The 918-nt window shown below is 56.5% G+C and carries 1 protein-coding gene; it reads left to right on the plus strand.

From position 1 onward, the window contains the following. Positions 1 to 854, plus strand: an 854-nt coding sequence (locus ACR0C6_RS21470) for an aldolase/citrate lyase family protein (protein WP_480621142.1), incomplete at its 5' end; no start/stop codon positions are given. Positions 855 to 918 lie beyond the last annotated feature (64 nt).

Raw genomic sequence — 918 nt, forward strand, 5'->3', positions numbered from 1 at the left:
GCCAACCGGTAGCGCGCCTGCCAATTGGCGAGACCTGGATGATCAAGCAATATCTCGATGCTGGCGTCCAAAGCATATTGGTGCCAATGGTTGAAAGCGGCGATCAAGCGCGGGAATTGGTGCGCGCGGTGCAATATCCACCACATGGAGTTCGAGGCGTTGGGTCTGCTCTGGCGCGTGCTTCGCGTTTCGCGGCGATCCCGGATTACCTGACAACGGCAGGCGACCAGATTTGCCTGTTGGTTCAGGTGGAAAACCGCCTTGGCCTGGATGCACTGGATGACATTCTGACGACAGATGTCGACGGCGTATTTATCGGTCCGTCAGATTTGGCCGCGGATATGGGGCACATCGGCAATGCTGGCCACCCCGACGTGGTCGAAGCGGTTTTGGACGCGTTGTCAAGGATCGTGGCAGCGGGCAAGGCAGCGGGCATCCTAACGTTGGACCCCGTGATGCAGCGCAAGTGTCTGGATCTTGGGGTTACGTTCCTGGCCACGAATATCGACGTAACACTTTTTGCCAAGTCTATGCGCGGGGCGGCCGAAACTGCGTTGGAAATGTTGCCAGACCAGTGCGCGTCTGGAAATGCGCGAACAGAAATGGCCAGCAAGTATCTTCAGCAGTTATGCAAGCACTGGTCCCACAAAGGGCAAGTCGAATTTGGCGCAACTGAAGGAAACGTTTCGTTTGAAAACCGGCGCGCGGTTGCGATGAAAGCGACGGACGAAGGGCTGGAAATAGTTGCTTCAGTCGGCCCACGTGAGGATTTGAACTTTTGGATGGGTGTTATAGAGGACCACCTGAAACGCTTTGCGTTTCGCGAGGAGTTCGAGGTTGTTTGGAATGCATAGCGCTGGAATGCAAGGGCAACCGAGCGCGCCCGGGACTTTCGGACACCGCCGCAGGCTACGATTT

It is taken from the genome of Ruegeria sp. AL12 (genome assembly GCF_056540885.1).